The sequence below is a fragment of the Streptomyces sp. NBC_00075 genome, from assembly GCF_045041225.1.
Taxonomy (GTDB): Bacteria; Actinomycetota; Actinomycetes; order Streptomycetales; family Streptomycetaceae; genus Streptomyces; species Streptomyces adonidis.
This window is the reverse complement of the sequence record NZ_CP108243.1, coordinates 9,133,442-9,150,247: the sequence shown is the minus strand read 5'-3', so window position 1 is coordinate 9,150,247 and position 16,806 is coordinate 9,133,442. Positions and strand designations below refer to the sequence as shown.

Annotated in this window: 16 protein-coding genes; 3 read left to right on the top strand and 13 right to left on the bottom strand. The window is 67.4% G+C overall.

The genetic code is table 11. The features are described from left to right. Window positions 1-10: 10 nt before the first annotated feature. The 5 genes from OG787_RS40070 to OG787_RS40050 all read right to left on the bottom strand — a co-directional run bounded on the left by OG787_RS40070 (window position 11) and on the right by OG787_RS40050 (window position 5,456). A complete protein-coding gene (locus tag OG787_RS40070) occupies window positions 11-964 on the bottom strand; it encodes a helix-turn-helix transcriptional regulator (RefSeq protein WP_369037008.1) in 954 nt (317 codons plus the stop codon). Window positions 965-1,176: 212 nt separating this feature from the next. Beyond that, on the bottom strand, window positions 1,177-1,548 hold the full coding sequence (locus OG787_RS40065) for an FKBP-type peptidyl-prolyl cis-trans isomerase (RefSeq protein ID WP_369037007.1): 372 nt from the start codon (window positions 1,546-1,548) through the stop codon (window positions 1,177-1,179). 109 nt (window positions 1,549-1,657) lie between these two features. Beyond that, complete coding sequence (locus OG787_RS40060; protein WP_405538543.1) at window positions 1,658-2,665, bottom strand: FKBP-type peptidyl-prolyl cis-trans isomerase; 1,008 nt, start codon at window positions 2,663-2,665, stop codon at window positions 1,658-1,660. 160 nt (window positions 2,666-2,825) lie between these two features. Further along, on the bottom strand, window positions 2,826-4,187 hold the full coding sequence (gene pafA / locus OG787_RS40055) for a Pup--protein ligase (protein WP_369037005.1): 1,362 nt from the start codon (window positions 4,185-4,187) through the stop codon (window positions 2,826-2,828). Between the two features lie 9 nt (window positions 4,188-4,196). Further along, entirely contained in the window at window positions 4,197-5,456 is a 1,260-nt protein-coding gene (locus OG787_RS40050) for an MFS transporter (protein ID WP_405538542.1), read from the bottom strand. A 108-nt stretch (window positions 5,457-5,564) separates the two neighbouring features. Between OG787_RS40050 and OG787_RS40045 the strand changes: the two genes are divergently transcribed. Further along, complete coding sequence (locus tag OG787_RS40045; RefSeq protein WP_405538541.1) at window positions 5,565-6,584, top strand: LacI family DNA-binding transcriptional regulator; 1,020 nt, start codon at window positions 5,565-5,567, stop codon at window positions 6,582-6,584. Window positions 6,585-6,659: 75 nt separating this feature from the next. On the opposite strand, the gene prcA is transcribed toward OG787_RS40045, so the two are convergent. The 6 genes from prcA to arc form a co-directional block, all read right to left on the bottom strand. Next, on the bottom strand, window positions 6,660-7,400 hold the full coding sequence (gene prcA, locus OG787_RS40040) for a proteasome subunit alpha (protein WP_405538540.1): 741 nt from the start codon (window positions 7,398-7,400) through the stop codon (window positions 6,660-6,662). A gap of 64 nt (window positions 7,401-7,464) precedes the next feature. Beyond that, a complete protein-coding gene (gene prcB, locus OG787_RS40035) occupies window positions 7,465-8,310 on the bottom strand; it encodes a proteasome subunit beta (RefSeq protein WP_405538538.1) in 846 nt (281 codons plus the stop codon). Further along, window positions 8,262-8,495, bottom strand: a complete 234-nt coding sequence (locus OG787_RS40030; protein ID WP_369037011.1) for an endonuclease VII domain-containing protein — start codon at window positions 8,493-8,495, stop codon at window positions 8,262-8,264. Before OG787_RS40030 ends, prcB begins: the two co-directional genes overlap by 49 nt. A 408-nt stretch (window positions 8,496-8,903) precedes the next feature. Beyond that, entirely contained in the window at window positions 8,904-9,119 is a 216-nt protein-coding gene (locus tag OG787_RS40025; protein WP_161064777.1) for a ubiquitin-like protein Pup, read from the bottom strand. 155 nt (window positions 9,120-9,274) lie between these two features. Then, on the bottom strand, window positions 9,275-10,786 hold the full coding sequence (dop, locus tag OG787_RS40020) for a depupylase/deamidase Dop (protein WP_369037001.1): 1,512 nt from the start codon (window positions 10,784-10,786) through the stop codon (window positions 9,275-9,277). A 234-nt stretch (window positions 10,787-11,020) separates the two neighbouring features. Then, a complete protein-coding gene (gene arc / locus OG787_RS40015; protein ID WP_105974648.1) occupies window positions 11,021-12,787 on the bottom strand; it encodes a proteasome ATPase in 1,767 nt (588 codons plus the stop codon). Window positions 12,788-13,040: 253 nt separating this feature from the next. Between arc and OG787_RS40010 the strand changes: the two genes are divergently transcribed. Further along, a complete protein-coding gene (locus OG787_RS40010) occupies window positions 13,041-13,346 on the top strand; it encodes a ferredoxin (RefSeq protein ID WP_369037000.1) in 306 nt (101 codons plus the stop codon). Between the two features lie 117 nt (window positions 13,347-13,463). On the opposite strand, the gene OG787_RS40005 is transcribed toward OG787_RS40010, so the two are convergent. Both OG787_RS40005 and OG787_RS40000 read right to left on the bottom strand, forming a co-directional pair. After that, entirely contained in the window at window positions 13,464-14,039 is a 576-nt protein-coding gene (locus OG787_RS40005) for a hypothetical protein (protein WP_369036999.1), read from the bottom strand. Window positions 14,040-14,233: 194 nt separating this feature from the next. After that, a complete protein-coding gene (locus OG787_RS40000) occupies window positions 14,234-15,136 on the bottom strand; it encodes a tRNA (adenine-N1)-methyltransferase (RefSeq protein WP_369036998.1) in 903 nt (300 codons plus the stop codon). Window positions 15,137-15,332: 196 nt separating this feature from the next. On the opposite strand from OG787_RS40000, the gene OG787_RS39995 reads away from it, so the two are divergent. After that, on the top strand, window positions 15,333-16,781 hold the full coding sequence (locus tag OG787_RS39995; protein ID WP_369036997.1) for a glycosyltransferase family 2 protein: 1,449 nt from the start codon (window positions 15,333-15,335) through the stop codon (window positions 16,779-16,781). Window positions 16,782-16,806: the final 25 nt, after the last annotated feature.

The window sequence follows — 16,806 nt, the reverse complement described above, 5'->3', positions numbered from 1 at the left end:
GTGCTCCCCCTCAGCCCTTGGCCACTGCGCGCAGCCGGTCGACCACATCGGCCCGCAGCTCGGCCGGTTCCAGGACCACCACGTCCGGCCCGAACTCCACCAGCCAGGCGTCCAGCCCGTGCCCGTACGGAATCTCCAACTCGTCCCAGCCGTCGCCGAGTTCCCGGACCTGGGCCGCCTTCGCTCGAAGGGGGTAACCGGAGCCCGTCCGCAGCCGGATCAACGCGGACCGGTCGGCGGTCTCCCCCGCCCAGCTGGCGACGGTCTCGCGGACCGTGACGACATCGGGCACCTCGGCGGTGAACTTCGCGCCCCGGCTGCGGACCTTGCCGGTGATCCGCGACAGCCGGAACACGCGTTCGGCGCCCCGGTCGCGGTCCCAGCCCGCCAGATACCAGTGGCCGCGCCAGCACTCCAGCGCCCACGGCTCCACATGACGGGGTTCCGGGCGGGCGGCGGTGGCCTTGCGGTAGTCGAAGAGGACCGGACGGCGGTCCCGGCAGGCCAGCATCAGCGGTTCGAAGGCCGCCTCGTGCACCGGAATACGCGGCTCCAGGGCGCCATGGGCCTCGTACGGGTCGACGTCCTCGGGAAGTCCGGCCGCGCGCAGCTTCTGGAGTGCGCCACTGGCCGCACCGGCGAGCCTCGCCTGCTGCCAGACCTTCGCGGCCAGGCCCAGGGCGGCGGCCTCCTCGGCGTCGAGGGTGATGGGCGGCAGCCGGTTGCTGTCACGGCCCGCGCGGTAGCCGACCTCGCCGTCGAGGTTCTCCACCGTCTCGATGACCAGGCCGAGTTCGCGCAGATCGTCCTTGTCCCGCTCGAACATCCGGTTGAAGGAGTCGTCACTGCCCGCCTCGAGGTAGGCCTCGATGGAGTCACGCAGCTCGCGTTTGCTCAGCGGCCTGCGCGTCCCGAGCAGACACAGCGCCAGATTCATCAGCCGCTCTGCCTTGGCAATCGCCATCGACGCCCTTCGCCTTCCTTATGGTGCTTACGACGGATGACCGTACCGCTCCGAAGTGGCGCGGCAAAAGCCGAGGGCCCATGCCCGGACAGGCATGGACCCCAGATGATCAAGTCCGGTCAAATTCCGTACCCGTTTCGTACGACGATCCGACCTGAACCCGATCCCATTCGACTGTCGTACGACGATCGGACCGACGGACCAGAGGGCGGTCAGACCGCGATCAGGTCCACCACGAAGATCAGCGTCTCGCCCGGCTTGATCGCCGGCGTCGGGCTCTGGTTGCCGTAGGCGAGGTGGGCCGGAATGGTCAGCTCGCGCCGGCCGCCGACCTTCATGCCCTGGACACCCTGGTCCCAGCCCTTGATGACCCGGCCGCCGCCCAGCGGGAACTTGAACGGGTTGCCCCGGTTCCAGCTGGCGTCGAACTCCTCGCCCGTGCTGAAGGCGACGCCCACGTAGTGGACCGTGACGTTCTGACCCGCCACCGCCTCGGCGCCGTCGCCCTCCCAGATGTCCTTGATCTGGAGGTCCGCCGGCGGCTCGCCCTCGGGGAAGTCGATCTCGGGCTTCTCGATGCTCACGTCTCTGGCTCCTGCTGGTGAATGAACAAAGGCAACACGGACAGTCTTTCATCCCCGGCGGGCAGACGCCCGCGCCAGGCCGACTCCCCTGACAAGTCCCCTCAAGGGGTCACATCTTCGCGAGGATGTCCACGGAGAACACCAGCACCGAGTCCTTCTCGATACCGCTGCCCTGCGGCGGGTTGTCGCCGTAGCCCAGGGCCGGCGGGATGGAGATCATCACGCGACTGCCGACCTTCTTGCCCGTCAGCCCCTGCGCCCAGCCCTTGACGACCTGCGACAGCCCGAACGAGACCAGCTGCCCGTTCTTGTACGACGAGTCGAACTCCTTGCCGGTGTCCCACAGCACGCCCTTGTACTGCACGAGGACCGACTCGGTCTCCTTGACCACCTCGCCGTCGCCCTCGATGACGTAGTTCGCCACCAGCTTCGTGGGCGCGGTCGCCTTCGGGACCTGGATCGAGGGAGCCGCACCGTCGGTGTTCGTACCGACCTTCGGCAGAGCCGCGTCGTCCTGGGCGACAACCTTGCCCTTCGCCGAACTCTTCGCGTTGAACGTGTCCTTGACGTCCACCACGAACACCAGCGTGTCGGTGCCCTTGATACCCGCCTGCGTGTTCCCGGACGTGCCGTAACCCCAGGTCGGCGGGACGGCCATCTCGACCCGGCTGCCGGCCTTCTTGCCCGTCAGCCCGTACCGCCAGCCGTCGATGATGCTGCCCTGCGCCAGCTGGATCACCAGCGCGGTCCCCCGGTCGTACGAGTTGTCGAAGACCTTCGCCGAATCCCAGATCTGGCCCAGGTAGTTCGCCACGACGTAGTCGTTCTCCACGACCGTCTTGCCGTTGCCCGCGATCAGCGTCTTCACGGCAAGATCCTTCGACGGCTCACCGCTGCCCTTGGCCACGGTCGGCTTCTCGTCGAACTTCGCCCCCGCCGTGACCGCCGGCAGCGGACCGTCGACGATCTTCGGCGCCGGCGCGGTGGACGAACCCGACTCCGAGGCCGAAGGGGACGGGCTGTCACTGGCCTTGCTCGTGTCGGACTCGTCGTCACCGCATCCGGCGAGCGTGACAAGTCCGGCAGGTACGGCAAGGAGAACTGAGCGTCGGCGCACGGTGAAAGCCTCGTATCGGTGTCGATCTTGTGTTGCTGGCGTGCGCGCAACTCTACGGCGTGCGAAGGGCGCCGTACGGGAAACGTACGGCGCCCGCGTTGCGTTCCGGAAACACACCCGGCCGCAAATCTCACATATCGGAGACCCCTCTACCGGTGACTCACATACCGGCGATCAGCTTCTCCACCCGGTCGTCGACACTGCGGAACGGGTCCTTGCACAACACCGTGCGCTGCGCCTGGTCGTTGAGCTTCAGATGTACCCAGTCGACCGTGAAATCACGACGCTGCTCCTGCGCCCGCCGGATGAAGTCACCGCGCAACCGCGCGCGAGTGGTCTGCGGCGGAACCGACTTGCCCTCGAAGATCTTCAAGTCGTTGCAGATCCGCGCGGCTTGGTTCTTCCTCTCCAGCAGGTAGTAAAGACCCCGCCTGCGGTGAATGTCGTGATAGGCGAGGTCTATCTGAGCGACGCGCGGATGCGACATCGTCATATTGTGCTTGGCCCGGTACCGCTCGATGAGCTGGTACTTCATCACCCAGTCGATCTCGGTGCCGATCCGGTCCAGATCCTCGGCCTCGATGGAGTCGAGCACCCGGCCCCACAGCTCCAGCACCTGCTCGACCGTGCCCGTACGGATACCCCGTCGCTCGACGAAGTCCACGGCCTTCTCGTAGTACTCGCGCTGCACATCCAGCGCCGAGGCCTCCCGGCCACTGGCCAGCCGCACCTTGCGACGGCCCGTGATGTCATGGCTGACCTCGCGGATCGCCCGGATCGGGTTCTCCAGGGTCAGGTCCCGCATCACCGTGCCCGCCTCGATCATGCGCAGCACGAGGTCGGTGGCACCGACCTTGAGGAGCATCGTCGTCTCGGACATGTTCGAGTCACCGACGATGACATGCAGCCGACGGTAACGCTCGGCGTCCGCGTGCGGTTCGTCACGCGTGTTGATGATCGGCCGGGACCGGGTCGTCGCCGAGGAGACGCCCTCCCAGATGTGCTCGGCCCGCTGACTCACGCAGTAGACAGCACCACGCGGAGTCTGGAGCACCTTGCCCGCACCGCACAGAAGCTGGCGGGTGACAAGGAACGGAATGAGGATGTCCGCGAGCCGGGAGAACTCCCCGTGCCGGGCCACCAGATAGTTCTCGTGGCAACCGTAAGAGTTGCCCGCCGAGTCCGTGTTGTTCTTGAAGAGGTAGACGTCGCCCGCGATTCCTTCCTCGTGCAGGCGTCGTTCGGCGTCCACCAGGAGTCCTTCGAGAATGCGCTCGCCGGCCTTGTCGTGGGTGACGAGTTCCGTCACGTTGTCACATTCCGGCGTTGCGTATTCCGGATGTGATCCCACGTCAAGATAGAGGCGGGCGCCGTTTCGCAGAAAGACATTGCTGCTGCGGCCCCATGACACGACACGGCGGAAGAGGTACCGAGCCACCTCGTCGGGAGACAGACGCCGCTGTCCCCTGAACGTACACGTGACGCCGTACTCGTTCTCCAGCCCGAAAATGCGGCGGTCCATGACTGAACATTACGCCCGATCCCCCGACCTGAAACGGGATCCGGCAGCACGGTTTGGATCATTTTCCGATGAGACCGCAACCACCGCACCCCCGGCGGGCACCGCCAGCACCCGCCCGGTGACCAGCAGAACCAGCAACGACACGGCCCCCGCGGCCCCCGGCACGACGAACCCCCACAGCGTTCCGCCCCACTCCACGACCGGCCCCGCCAGGCCCGTCCCCAGCGACGCACCCACCGTGAACGTCGTCACAAGCCAGGAGAAAGCCTCGGTGACCGTCCCCCGCGGCGCATGCCGATCTATCAGCACGAACACACACGCGAGCGCCGGCGCCAGGAACACCCCGGCAAGCACCATCAGCAACGTCATCGCCACCGCACCAGGCATCAGCGTCAACGGCAGATAACACACCGCCAACAGCCCCACCAGCACCGTCAGCCGCCGCTCCGCCGGACCGCTCCACTGCCGCGCCCCGTACACCGACCCGCCCAGCAGCGCACCCAGCCCGACGGCCGCCATCAGCCAGCCGTACACCGTGTCACCACCGTTGTCGTCCGCGTACGACACCGACGCGACCGTGATCGACCCCAGCGCGATCCCCACGAACAGGAACGCCCCCAGCATCGCCAGCAGCCCCGGCGACCGCAGCGCGCCCAGCCAGTGCGCCTCGCGCGGCGCCGAACGCCACGCGCGCGAGGGCGGCGACAGCACCACGGACAGCGCCCCCAGGACCCCGATCACGTTCAGCACCAGCAGCGCGGCCTGCGCCGACCACAGCGACGCGCACAGCGTCACCAGCAACGGCCCCACCGTGAACATGACTTCCTGCGCCACCGCGTCCATCGCGTACGCCGTGTGCACCTGGTCCTCCTTACGGAGGACAGAGGGCCACAGCGCCCGCAGACCGCCCTCCAATGGAGGCGTGAAAAGCCCGGCGACCGCCACCGCGGCATACGCGAGCGGCAGCGAATCGGTGCCCGCGAACGCGAACACTCCCATCCCGAACGCCGACACGAGCGCGCCCGACAACTGGATCCGCGGCTGCCCGTACAGGTCCACCAGCCGCCCCAGCAGCGGCTGCCCCACCGCGTTCGCCACCCCGTACGCCGCCGCGAGCCCGCCCGCGAGGCTGTAGGTGCCGCCCCCGGCCCGCACGAACAGCACGATCGCGATCGCCGCCGTGGCGTTCGGCAACCGGCCCACCAGGGTGCCCACGAGCAGCCGCACCGCGTGCCGCGCCCTGAGGATCTCCAGGTATCCCGATGCCATGACCAGCCCTTCCCGTCAACCGCGACGCCGGAGGTTGTACGTATAACGTCGCCTGCCATACGTACCATGTGCGCTGTCCGCACGTCCACACGAAGGAGCAGGCCCACGGTGGCACGAGGTAGCACCCGACCCACCAGCCGTGACGTCGCCCAGGCCGCCGGCGTCTCCCAGGCCGCCGTCTCCCTCGTCCTCGGCGACAAATGGCGCGGCCGCGTCTCCGAGACCACCGCCGAACGCGTCCGCGAAGCCGCCCGCGAACTCGGCTACCGCCCCAACCTCGCCGCCCGCAACCTCCGCCTCGGCCACACCCGCACCGTCCTCCTCGTCGTCCCCGCCCTCACCACCGAGTTCTACGCCGGCGTCTACACCGGAGCCGCCCGCATCGCCGCCGAACACGGCTTCGGCGTCGTCCTCTACCCCTCCCCCGAAGGCATCGGCCCCGCCCGCGACCCCTTCCACTCCGCCCAGGCCGCCCTCGACGGCGTCCTCGCCTCCTCCATGGCCGCCGACGCCCTCACCGCCATCCGCGGCGACCAGCTCCCCCTCGTCATGCTCGACAGCGACCCCCACGGCAGCCTCGGCGCCGCCACCGTCAACCTCGACATCGCCGACGGCGCACGCCAGGTCGCCGACCACCTCCTCGGCCTCGGCCACCGCCACTTCCTCCACCTCGCCGCCGACATCCCCTCCTGGACCTTCGCCGTACGCGCCCACGAACTCGCCACACGCCTCGCCACCGTCCCCGACACCCGCGTACGGACCATCCACGCCCCCATCTCCATCGAGGGCGCCCAGCAGGCCACCACAGCCGCCCTGACGGCCCCCGGCCCCCACCCCACCGCCCTCGTCTGCGACGACGACAAACTCGCCGCCGGCGCCTACAAGGCCATCCGCCGCCTCGGCCTGCGCATCCCCGACGACCTCTCCGTCACCGGCCTCGACGACCTCGCCCTCGCCACCGCCATCGACCCCGAACTCACCACCGTCCGCCTCGACGCCGAACTCTTCGGCGAACGCGGCATGCAAGCCCTCCTCGCCGTCCTCGACGGCCGCACCCCCACCCAGGGCGACATCCCCGTACAACTCGTCGTACGAGACTCCACGGCACCACCGCCGAACCGCCCCTGAACAACCCACCAACGCCCGCACCCCGGCCGCCAAAGGCAACCGGGGTGCGAATCAAGAAACAAACCAGGCGGGCGGCTACTCCTCCTCGGCGGCGCTCTCCGCCTCCGTGGACGCCCCGTCGGCCTCCAGCAACCGACCCAGCTGACGACCGAGAATCCGCTTGAACTTCCGCTTCTGCGGACGCGTACGGTCCAGCACCGCGACCTCCAGCCGCTCCGCCGGAATCTCCCGCTCCGTACCGTTCGTATCCCGCGACAGCGCCTGAACCGCCAGCTTCAGCGCCTCGGCCAACGACATGCCGTCCTGATGACGCTGATCCAGATACGTGCTGATCTGCTCGGCGTTACCACCGACCGCCACCGAACCGTGCTCATCGACGATCGACCCGTCATGAGGCAGCCGGTAGATCTGATCACCGTCAGAAGTCTCACCGACCTCCGCAACGACCAACTCCACCTCGTACGGCTTCTCCGCCGCCGAAGAGAAGATCGTGCCCAACGTCTGCGCGTACACGTTGGCCAGACCACGAGCCGTCACATCGGCACGGTCGTACGTGTACCCCCGCATATCGGCATACCGCACACCACCGATCCGCAGATTCTCGTACTCGTTGTACTTACCGGCAGCCGCGAAGCCGATCCGGTCATAGATCTCGCTGAACTTGTGCAGCGCACGGGACGGGTTCTCGCCGACGAACACGATGCCATCGGCATACTGCAGCACAACCAGGCTGCGACCACGCGCGATGCCCTTCCGGGCGTACTCGGCCCGGTCCGCCATCGCCTGCTGGGGTGAGACATAGAACGGAGTCGACACCGGTTATCCGTCCCTTTCTGTCGAATCTGTCGAAGTCACTGGACCACCTGGACAAGAAGAGGCACTACAGCAGCGCGGCACGCGGGCCGTCGGGCTGCTCCAGACGCCGCTCCAGAATCGAACGGGCGATCTCGGCGGACTCCTCGTCCCCGAGCCTGCGGAAACCGTCCTCGGTGATCACCGTGACAATCGGGTAGATCCGGCGCGCGACATCAGGACCACCGGTCGCCGAGTCGTCGTCCGCCGCGTCGTACAACGCCTGAATCACCAGCGTCGTCGCATCCGCCTCACTCAGATCACGGTGGTACAGCTTCTTCATCGCACCACGCGCGAACAGCGACCCCGACCCCGTCGCCGCATAACCGTGCTCCTCGGAACGCCCACCCGTCACGTCGTACGAGAAGATGCGCCCCTTCCCCCGGTCCACATCGAACCCGGCGAACAGCGGCACCACGGCAAGACCCTGCATGGCCATACCGAGGTTCGAACGAATCATGGTGGACAGCCGGTTCGCCTTGCCCTCCAGCGAGAGCTGCGCACCCTCCACCTTCTCGAAGTGCTCCAACTCCAGCTGGAACAGCTTGACCATCTCGACGGCGAGACCGGCGGTGCCGGCGATCCCGACGGCCGAGTACTCATCGGCCGGGAACACCTTCTCGATGTCCCGCTGCGCGATGACGTTCCCCATGGTCGCCCGCCGGTCACCGGCGAGCACGACACCACCCGGGAAGGTGACGGACACGATGGTCGTGCCGTGCGGGGCCTCGATGGCGCCTTGGACGGGCGGCAACTGCCGCTTGCCCGGGAGCATCTCCGGCTGATGGTCGGACAGGAAGTCCATGAAGGACGACGACCCAGGCGTCAGGAAGGCAGCCGGTAGACGCCCGGTGCTACGAGTGTTGGCTTCCACGCGTTTCCTTCCAGGTAATCGGCCGCTCGGTACGCAGCTGCAGGGTCATCCCTCAACAGGCCGAGGCCGGAATTACAGTTGAAGCACAGTACGCCTCGGACCCTACCCGTCTTGTGACAGTGATCAACCTGGGTAGCCGGTGCCGCCAAACAGATGCAGCAGACACCTCCCTGGCCAGCAATCATCGCGTCACGCTCGAGTTCGGTGATGCCATACCTTCTGCGAAGGTGCCCAGACGCGTCAGTAGTTGCCTTGCAGGCCTTGCACAGGCTCGCCAACCCATCCGGCGCGCTGCTGTTGCGATGCCATTCGTCGTGAGGCTTCACCGCGTTGCAGCCCGGGCAATGTTTGTGGCCGGGCTGCGCAGGCACCCTTTGGCGCACTGTTCGCCCCTTCGCCTCCTGGCGCTGCCGGTAGCACTCTGCAGAGCACTCCCGGCAGTACGCCTGGAGACCGTCACGCATCGACCTGTTGCCCGCGAAAGCCGTCCGCAGCTTGTCTTCCCGACACCGCGAACACCGCTTCGTCGCTCGCTCGTCGAGCACTTACCAGCTCCCCCGCAGCCAAGCCTTCAATTCGATGGAGGAATGGGCCTACTGCCCACCCTTCTGAACGAAACTCCGCACGAAATCCTCCGCATTTTCCTCGAGGACATCATCGATCTCGTCCAGGACGGAGTCCACGTCGTCGCTCAGCTTTTCCTGGCGCTCCTTGAGGTCCTCCGACACCTGCGCTTCAGGTGCCTCCTCGACCTCCTCGGTGCTGCGCGTCGCCTTCTGCTGTCCGCCGCCGGTGTCCTTGGTCGCCATAACCCTCACCCCGCTCGGTTCGACGTTCTTGATCAGACCCTACAAGCAGGGTCCGACATTGGCCCCGCTGTTGCTACAACGTCCGGGAACCACCTCGATGATTCCCGGACGCCACACTTTCCACCCTGCCCGGTCGCCCCGGACCACACACCCGTTCAGTTGCCCGACAAGACCCTGACCAGGTCTTCTGCCGTGCGGCAGCGGTCCAGGAGCTCTTTCACGTGATTACGCGTTCCGCGAAGCGGCTCAAGGGTTGGGACGCGCTGGAGCGAGTCCCGGCCCGGCAGATCGAAGATCACCGAGTCCCAGGAGGCCGCCGCGACGTCGTCCGCGTACTGCTCCAGGCAGCGTCCACGGAAGTACGCCCGCGTGTCCTCCGGAGGCTTCGTACGCGCCCGCTCGACCTCGTCCTCGTCCAGCAGCCGCTTGATGCGGCCACGGGCCACCAGGCGGTTGTAGAGGCCCTTCTCGGCCCGTACGTCCGCGTACTGGAGGTCGACCAGGTGCAGCCGAGCGGCGTCCCAGTCGAGGTCGTCGCGTCGGCGATAGCCCTCCATGAGTTCTCGTTTCGCGACCCAGTCGAGCTCACCTGCGAGGCTCATGGGGTCGTTCTCCAGGCGGTTCAGGGTGTCTTCCCAACGGGCCAGGACGTCGACCGTCTGGTCGTCGGCGTCGGACCCGTACCGCTCCTCCACGTACTTGCGCGACAGCTCGAAGTACTCCATCTGGAGCTGTACGGCGGTCAGTGTGCGCCCGCTGCGGAGCGTGACCAGGCGCTTGAGCGTCGGGTCGTGGGAGACCTGGTGGAGGGTGCGGACCGGCTGGTCCACTGCCAGGTCGACCGCGATGAAGCCGTCCTCGATCATCGACAGAACCAGAGCCGTCGTGCCCAGCTTCAGGTACGTCGAGATCTCCGACAGGTTCGCGTCGCCGATGATCACGTGGAGGCGGCGGTATTTCTCCGCGTCCGCGTGGGGTTCGTCGCGGGTGTTGATGATCGGGCGCTTGAGAGTGGTCTCCAGGCCCACCTCGACCTCGAAGTAGTCCGCCCGCTGGCTCAGCTGGAAGCCGTGTTCGTGGCCGTCCTGGCCGATGCCGACGCGGCCGGCGCCGGTGACGACCTGGCGGGAGACGAAGAAGGGGGTGAGGTGGCGCACGATGTCCGAGAAGGGGGTTTCCCGCTTCATCAGGTAGTTCTCGTGCGTGCCGTAGGAGGCGCCCTTGTTGTCGGTGTTGTTCTTGTAGAGGTGGATCGGCTGGGCGCCGGGGAGCTGGGCGGCGCGTTCGGCGGCTTCGGCCATGATGCGTTCGCCGGCCTTGTCCCAGAGGACGGCGTCGCGGGGGTTGGTGACTTCGGGGGAGCTGTATTCGGGGTGTGCGTGGTCGACGTACAGTCGCGCGCCGTTGGTGAGGATGACATTGGCGAGGCCGATGTCCTCGTCGGTGAGCTGGCTGGAGTCGGCGGCCTCGCGGGCGAGGTCGAAGCCTCGCGCGTCCCGCAGCGGATTCTCCTCCTCGAAGTCCCAGCGGGCCCGGCGGGCCCGGTGCATCGCCGCCGCGTAGGCGTTGACGATCTGGGACGAGGTGAGCATGGCATTGGCGTTGGGGTGGCCGGGGACGGAGATCCCGTACTCCGTCTCGATGCCCATTACTCGCCGTACGGTCATGCGGCCCTCCTTGCCCGGCGGTGTCCTCGGTCGGGGACGCCGCTCAAGTACCGCTGGCGCTCCGGTGCGTGTGCGGTGCCCGTCCCCGCACTGCGCGACTCGGCGGTACGAAAGAGCCTAGAACGCCTTTGCGCTGGTGGGGAGATCATTTGCGTCATTGCCTTGCTCCGGCTGTGGCCTGAAAAACAGTTGGCTGCGGGTACCCGGTGAGGGCACCCGCAGCCACCCCGTCTTTTACAGGTATTGACCGGTGTTGGCCACCGTGTCGATGGAGCGCCCGGTGTCTGCGCCCTGCTTTCCGGTGATGAGCGTACGGATGTAGACGATCCGTTCGCCCTTCTTTCCGGAGATCCGGGCCCAGTCGTCGGGGTTGGTGGTGTTGGGGAGGTCCTCGTTCTCCTTGAACTCGTCCACGCATGCCTGGAGGAGGTGGGAGACGCGGATGCCCTTCTGTTTGTGGTCGAGGAAGTCCTTGATGGCCATCTTCTTGGCCCGGCCCACGATGTTCTCGATCATGGCGCCGGAGTTGAAGTCCTTGAAGTAGAGGACTTCCTTGTCACCGTTGGCGTAGGTGACCTCCAGGAAGCGGTTCTCCTCGGATTCCGTATACATGTGTTCGACGGCGGTCTGGATCATGCTCTGGACCGTGGCGCCCTTGTCGCCGCCGTGCTCCCCCACGTCCTCGGGGTGCAGCGGGAGGCGGTCGGTGAGGTACTTCTGGAAGATGTCCTTGGCGGATTCGGCGTCCGGACGTTCGATCTTGATCTTCACGTCGAGGCGGCCGGGGCGCAGGATGGCGGGGTCGATCATGTCCTCGCGGTTGGAGGCGCCGATGACGACCACGTTCTGCAGGCCTTCCACGCCGTCGATCTCGGCGAGGAGCTGGGGGACGATGGTGTTCTCCACGTCCGAGCTGACGCCGGATCCGCGGGTGCGGAAGAGGGATTCCATCTCGTCGAAGAAGACGATGACGGGGGTGCCCTCGCTGGCCTTCTCACGAGCGCGCTGGAAGACGAGGCGGATCTGCCGCTCGGTCTCGCCGACGTACTTGTTGAGGAGTTCGGGGCCCTTGATGTTGAGGAAGAAGCTCTTGCCCTGGGCCTGGCCGGTGACCTCGGCGACCTTTTTGGCCAGCGAGTTGGCGACGGCCTTGGCGATGAGTGTCTTTCCGCATCCTGGGGGGCCGTAGAGCAGGACGCCCTTGGGCGGCCTGAGTTCGTGCTCCTTGAAGAGGTCGGGGTGGAGGTACGGGAGCTCGACCGCGTCGCGGATCATCTCGATCTGGTTGCCCAGGCCGCCGATCTGCTCGTAGCCGATGTCCGGTACCTCTTCGAGGACGAGTTCCTCGACCTCGCTCTTCGGTACGACTTCGTAGACGTACCCGGATCGGGGTTCGAGCAGGAGGGCGTCGCCGGGGCGGATGACGACGTCCAGGAGGGGCTCGGCGAGCCGTACCACCCGTTCCTCGTCGGTGTGCCCCTGTACCAGGGCGCGCTCGCCGTCCTCGAGGATCTCCTTGAGGGTGACGATGTCGCCGACGCTCTCGTACTCCATGGCCTCGACCACGTTGAGAGCTTCGTTGAGCATCACTTCCTGGCCGCGTCGTAGCTCTTCGAGCTCGACGCTGGGGCTGACGTTCACGCGGAGTTTGCGGCCTCCGGTGAAGATGTCCGCCGTGCCGTCCTCGTTGGCGACCAGGAAGACACCGAAGCCGGCCGGGGGCTGTGCGAGCCGGTCGACTTCCTCCTTGAGGGCCACGATCTGGTCGCGGGCCTCGCGGAGTGTGTTGGCGAGCCGCTCGTTCTGCGCGGACACGCCGGCCAGGTTGGTCTGAAGCTCGACGATCCGCTCTTCGAGAATCCTCGTGTGTCGCGGAGAGTCGGCGAGCTTGCGCCGCAGGACGGCGATCTCCTGCTCAAGGTAGGCAATCTGCCCGGACGGGTCGTCGGACCCTCGTCCCGGGCGGATGCCGCGGTTCATGTCGTCGTCGTGGGCTGCCACGGTCCTCACCTCCTCCAAGGGGAGCTGGACGCTTCCAGACCCTACCTGGGTGGGTGTCGATTGAAACCCCTAGATCACAAAGACTGTCGAGGTGTGTCCGATCTTCACCCTTGCGCTCTCCCTCACGCCAGGGGAATACCCACAGAACGTGGTTGGGAAGCGGCCGGAGGTAGGGTCGAAGTGTTCAACACCCGTCAGAGCTGGGCCGACTTGCCGTCGGATTGTCTTGCTCGGGGCAGAAACGGCAGGAGATATGACCGTGCAGGAGGAGCCCGGGACCGGCGCCGAGGCGTTGGAGGTCTGGATCGATCAGGACCTGTGTACGGGGGACGGAATCTGTGTCCAGTACGCGCCTGAGGTCTTCGAGCTGGACATCGACGGGCTGGCGTACGTGAAGAGCCCTGCGGACGAGTTGTTGCAGGCCCCGGGGGCGACGACGCCGGTTCCGCTGCCGTTGCTGACGGATGTGGTGGACTCCGCGAAGGAGTGTCCGGGCGACTGTATTCACGTACGTCGAGTTTCGGACAGGGTCGAGGTTTTCGGCCCGGACGCGGAGTGATCGTCCGACCACTCCGTGCCACCGTCGGCTGATTCTCGTAATGCCTCTGTCTGATTTCTCACCCGGTGTTCGCCGTACGTACGTTCCGTGGCCGCCTGGCGGTCGGTCGGGGCGTGTTCACACGCTCTGTGCGCCGGCGGGTGTCGAGCGGAGGAACGCGCCGTTCTTCCACTGCCACTTGGCGCGCTCGTCGACGTCCGGGCAGCATCTGGGGACGTCGAGGGACGAGTAGCCGAGGAGTGTGGCCGTGACGGCGCCGGCACTGACGGTGAGGTCGGTGACGGTGAGGCGGTCCTTGGGGTCGACGAGGGTCGCGACGACGCGGGGGTGCTCGGCGTCGGCGGCCTGGGTGAGGACGTACACGCCGTTGGGCGGGGTGCCGGAGCCGGCGTCGCAGCGTACGGAGACGACCGTTTCGGGTCTGCCGTCGCCGTCGAGGTCTCCGGTTGCCTTTTCCTGGACGAGGACCGGGAGGGGGCCGCACTGGAGGGGAAGGTCGACGCCGGTGGGGTCGGGGGGTGCGACGGCTGCGGCGGGTCTTCCCGCGGGGCCGGCTGCCTGGGCCGCGGTGGCGGAGTCCGGCTGGAGGGCCGAGGAGAGGGCGACGACTCCGGCGAGGGCGGTGGCCGTGGCGAGCCAGTGGATGGGGCGGGTGTGCGTGTGTGCCAGTTCCGGGACGGCGGAGTGCTGCACTCGGAGTGTCTCCCGTGGAGGGCTGTACCGGTGGGGTGTCCCGCATAGTGCCACACGTCACAGTGCGAGGGAACGGCGGGGTGTGTGGTGGTCGCTGTCCGTACTGGTGCTGTTGTGGCGTCAACCGGGAAGCGATGTGGCCGAGTTCCCGGTGTGCTGCGGGAACTCGGCCACGGTGGTCGTGCGTTGACGCGTCAGCGGCCGTTGCCGCCATCGGCGTTGGGGCCGGTGTAGTCGTCGCCGTAGGAGCCCTTGGAGGGGCGGCGGCGGCGCATGGGGGGCTCGACCCCGTCGGCGAGGCGGCGGGCGGTGAGCAGGAAGCCGGTGTGGCCGATCATGCGGTGGTCGGGGCGGACGGCGAGGCCTTCGATGTGCCAGTTGCGGATCATCGACTCCCAGGCGCTCGGCTCGTTGAAGCAGCCGATCTCGCGGATGGACTCGACGGTCCGGGCGAGCTGGGTGGTGGTCGCGACGTAGCAGCAGACGATGCCGCCGGGGACGAGGGCCTTGGAGACGGCCTCCAGGCATTCCCAGGGGGCGAGCATGTCGAGGACGACGCGGTCGACCTCGGTGTCGCTGAGGTTGTCCTGGAGGTCACCGACGGTGAGCTGCCAGGCGGGGTGGGGGCCGCCGAAGTAGCGCTCCACGTTCTGCTGGGCGATCTCGGCGAAGTCCTCGCGGCGCTCGTAGGAGTGCAGCATGCCCTGGTCGCCGATGGCGCGCAGCAGGAAGCTGCTGAGTGAGCCGGAGCCCACGCCGGCTTCCACGACGCGTGCGCCGGGGAAGATGTCGGCGAAGGCCAGGATCTGCCCCGCGTCCTTGGGGTAGACCACGGCGGCGCCGCGGGGCATGGACAGGACGTAGTCGGGGAGCAGGGGGCGCAGCGCGAGGTAGGCGACGTTTCCGGTGGTGCGGACAACGCTGCCCTCGGGTGCGCCGATCAGCTCGTCGTGCGGGAAGGAACCCTTGTGGGTGTGGAAGTTCTTTCCGGCTTCGAGCGTGAACGTGTAGTGGCGGCCCTTGGGGTCGGTCAGCTGTACCTGGTCCCCGACCTTGAAGGGCCCGCGCCTGCGGGCGGCACCGGTCGGTTCGGACATGTGAACAGCCTACTGGTGTTGGCGGGGGCTGCCGACCATCGCGTTGGTGGATGAGGGAGCGGGTTCGGGTGCCCTGCCCTGTGACGGGAATCATCTTCACAAATTCCACAATCGGCATGCATGGTTCCGCTTAGAGCTTCGGGGGTGTTCCGGGCCTTGGTGACGAGTCCGTCCTTATGCACGCAAGCAGGTGATCATGGCCACCTCCGCCGACGGCGTCGACGTCTTCCCGTCGCGCCGCACCGCGCGGATGGTGAGGCGTCAGGCGGTGTGGAAGCCGGGCTTCCTGCCGTTCCTGGTCACCGCGGGTCTCGCCTATGTCTTCTCCTCGGCGTTGTACTCCCCCAGGCAGACGCTGATGGGCTGGGTGGTGACCGTCCTGTGGACGCTGCCCGTCGTCAGTTCGCTGGTCGGGGTCACCGGTGCTGTGCTGACCCGTCGCCGTATCGCGCGTCAGCGGGGCTGGACCAGTGCCGCTCCGGCGCTGCACGACCGGCTCGTGGTGCTCGTGCCGACCATCGGACGGCAGGACACGTATCCGGCGCTGGAGCGGTCGGTGCTGTCGTACTGCGCGTTCCTGCCGCGCTGGTTTCCCGCGCTGCGGATCGATGTCCTGACGGAGGAGGGCTGTGAGGCGGCCGAGCGCATCGACGCCCTGGCGGCCCGCAGCCCGTTGATTCGCGTGGTGACCGTGCCGAGGGCCTATCGCACGCCCAATGGCACCCGTTTCAAGGCCCGCGCGAATCACTACGCCCATGAGCTGCGTATCGCCGAGGGCGAGGCCCTGGACGACGTGTGGGTGCTGCACATGGACGACGACACCGGGGTCGGTCCGGACACGGCCGAGCAGGTCGCCCGGTTCATCAACGCCCAGCGGCGTGCGGGTCCCGAGGGCAAGCATCTGGCGCAGGGCATGCTGACGTATCCGAGGGAGAACGCCGTCAACCGGCTGACGTGGCTGGCCGACGCGATACGTCCCGCCGACGACATCGCCCGCTTCGCCGTCCTGACCGGCGGCGGTACTCCGCTGGCCGGGCTGCACGGTGAGCTGCTGCTGCTCCGCGCGTCGATCGAGGCCACGATCGGCTGGGACTTCGGTCCGGACTCCATCTGCGAGGACGCCCATCTGGCCCTGGTCTTCGCCAGTCGCTACAAGGGGCGCAGCGACTGGTTCTCCGGCCGCAGCTACGGTGCGTCCCCGGCGACCGTGCGGGACTTCCTGAAGCAGCGGGAGCGCTGGTCGTGGGGTCTGGTGGGGCTGGCGTTCAACCGCAGTCTGCCGCGCCGGTCCCGGGCGCTGCTCATGTACAGCGTGACGACGTGGGTGATGGGGCCGTTCCAGCACGTCGGGGTCGTCCTGGCGGTGGGCGCGCTGCTCGGCGATCTCAACACCTCGCCGGTCACGCCGTGGATCCTGCCGTTGTGGGCGGTGACCATGGGTTATGCGGTGTGGATGTACTGGGAGGGCCTGAAGATCAACGCCTCGGTGTCGGCCAACGGCCGTCGGCTGTGGTGGGAGCCGGTCGCGGTGGTCGCCCTGATGCCGTTTTTCGCGCTGTGGGAGGCGGCCGGTTCGTTCCGGGGGCTGCTGCGGTGTCTGCGCGGCGCGGAGAACCAGTTCGTCGTGATCGCGAAGCCGGCCTGAGGGATGCGTACACGTGTTGGGGGTC

What these genes read in the sequence shown, in the direction of transcription:
- OG787_RS40070 (WP_369037008.1), bottom strand. Translation starts at nt 964, where the DNA reads ATGGCGATTGCCAAGGCAGAGCGGCTGATGAATCTGGCGCTGTGTCTG.
- pafA (WP_369037005.1), bottom strand. Translation starts at nt 4,187, where the DNA reads ATGGACCGCCGCATTTTCGGGCTGGAGAACGAGTACGGCGTCACGTGT.
- OG787_RS40050 (WP_405538542.1), bottom strand. Translation starts at nt 5,456, where the DNA reads ATGGCATCGGGATACCTGGAGATCCTCAGGGCGCGGCACGCGGTGCGG.
- OG787_RS40030 (WP_369037011.1), bottom strand. Translation starts at nt 8,495, where the DNA reads ATGATTGCTGGCCAGGGAGGTGTCTGCTGCATCTGTTTGGCGGCACCG.
- OG787_RS40025 (WP_161064777.1), bottom strand. Translation starts at nt 9,119, where the DNA reads ATGGCGACCAAGGACACCGGCGGCGGACAGCAGAAGGCGACGCGCAGC.
- dop (WP_369037001.1), bottom strand. Translation starts at nt 10,786, where the DNA reads ATGACCGTACGGCGAGTAATGGGCATCGAGACGGAGTACGGGATCTCC.
- OG787_RS40010 (WP_369037000.1), top strand. Translation starts at nt 13,041, where the DNA reads ATGACCGTGCAGGAGGAGCCCGGGACCGGCGCCGAGGCGTTGGAGGTC.
- OG787_RS40000 (WP_369036998.1), bottom strand. Translation starts at nt 15,136, where the DNA reads ATGTCCGAACCGACCGGTGCCGCCCGCAGGCGCGGGCCCTTCAAGGTC.
- OG787_RS39995 (WP_369036997.1), top strand. Translation starts at nt 15,333, where the DNA reads ATGGCCACCTCCGCCGACGGCGTCGACGTCTTCCCGTCGCGCCGCACC.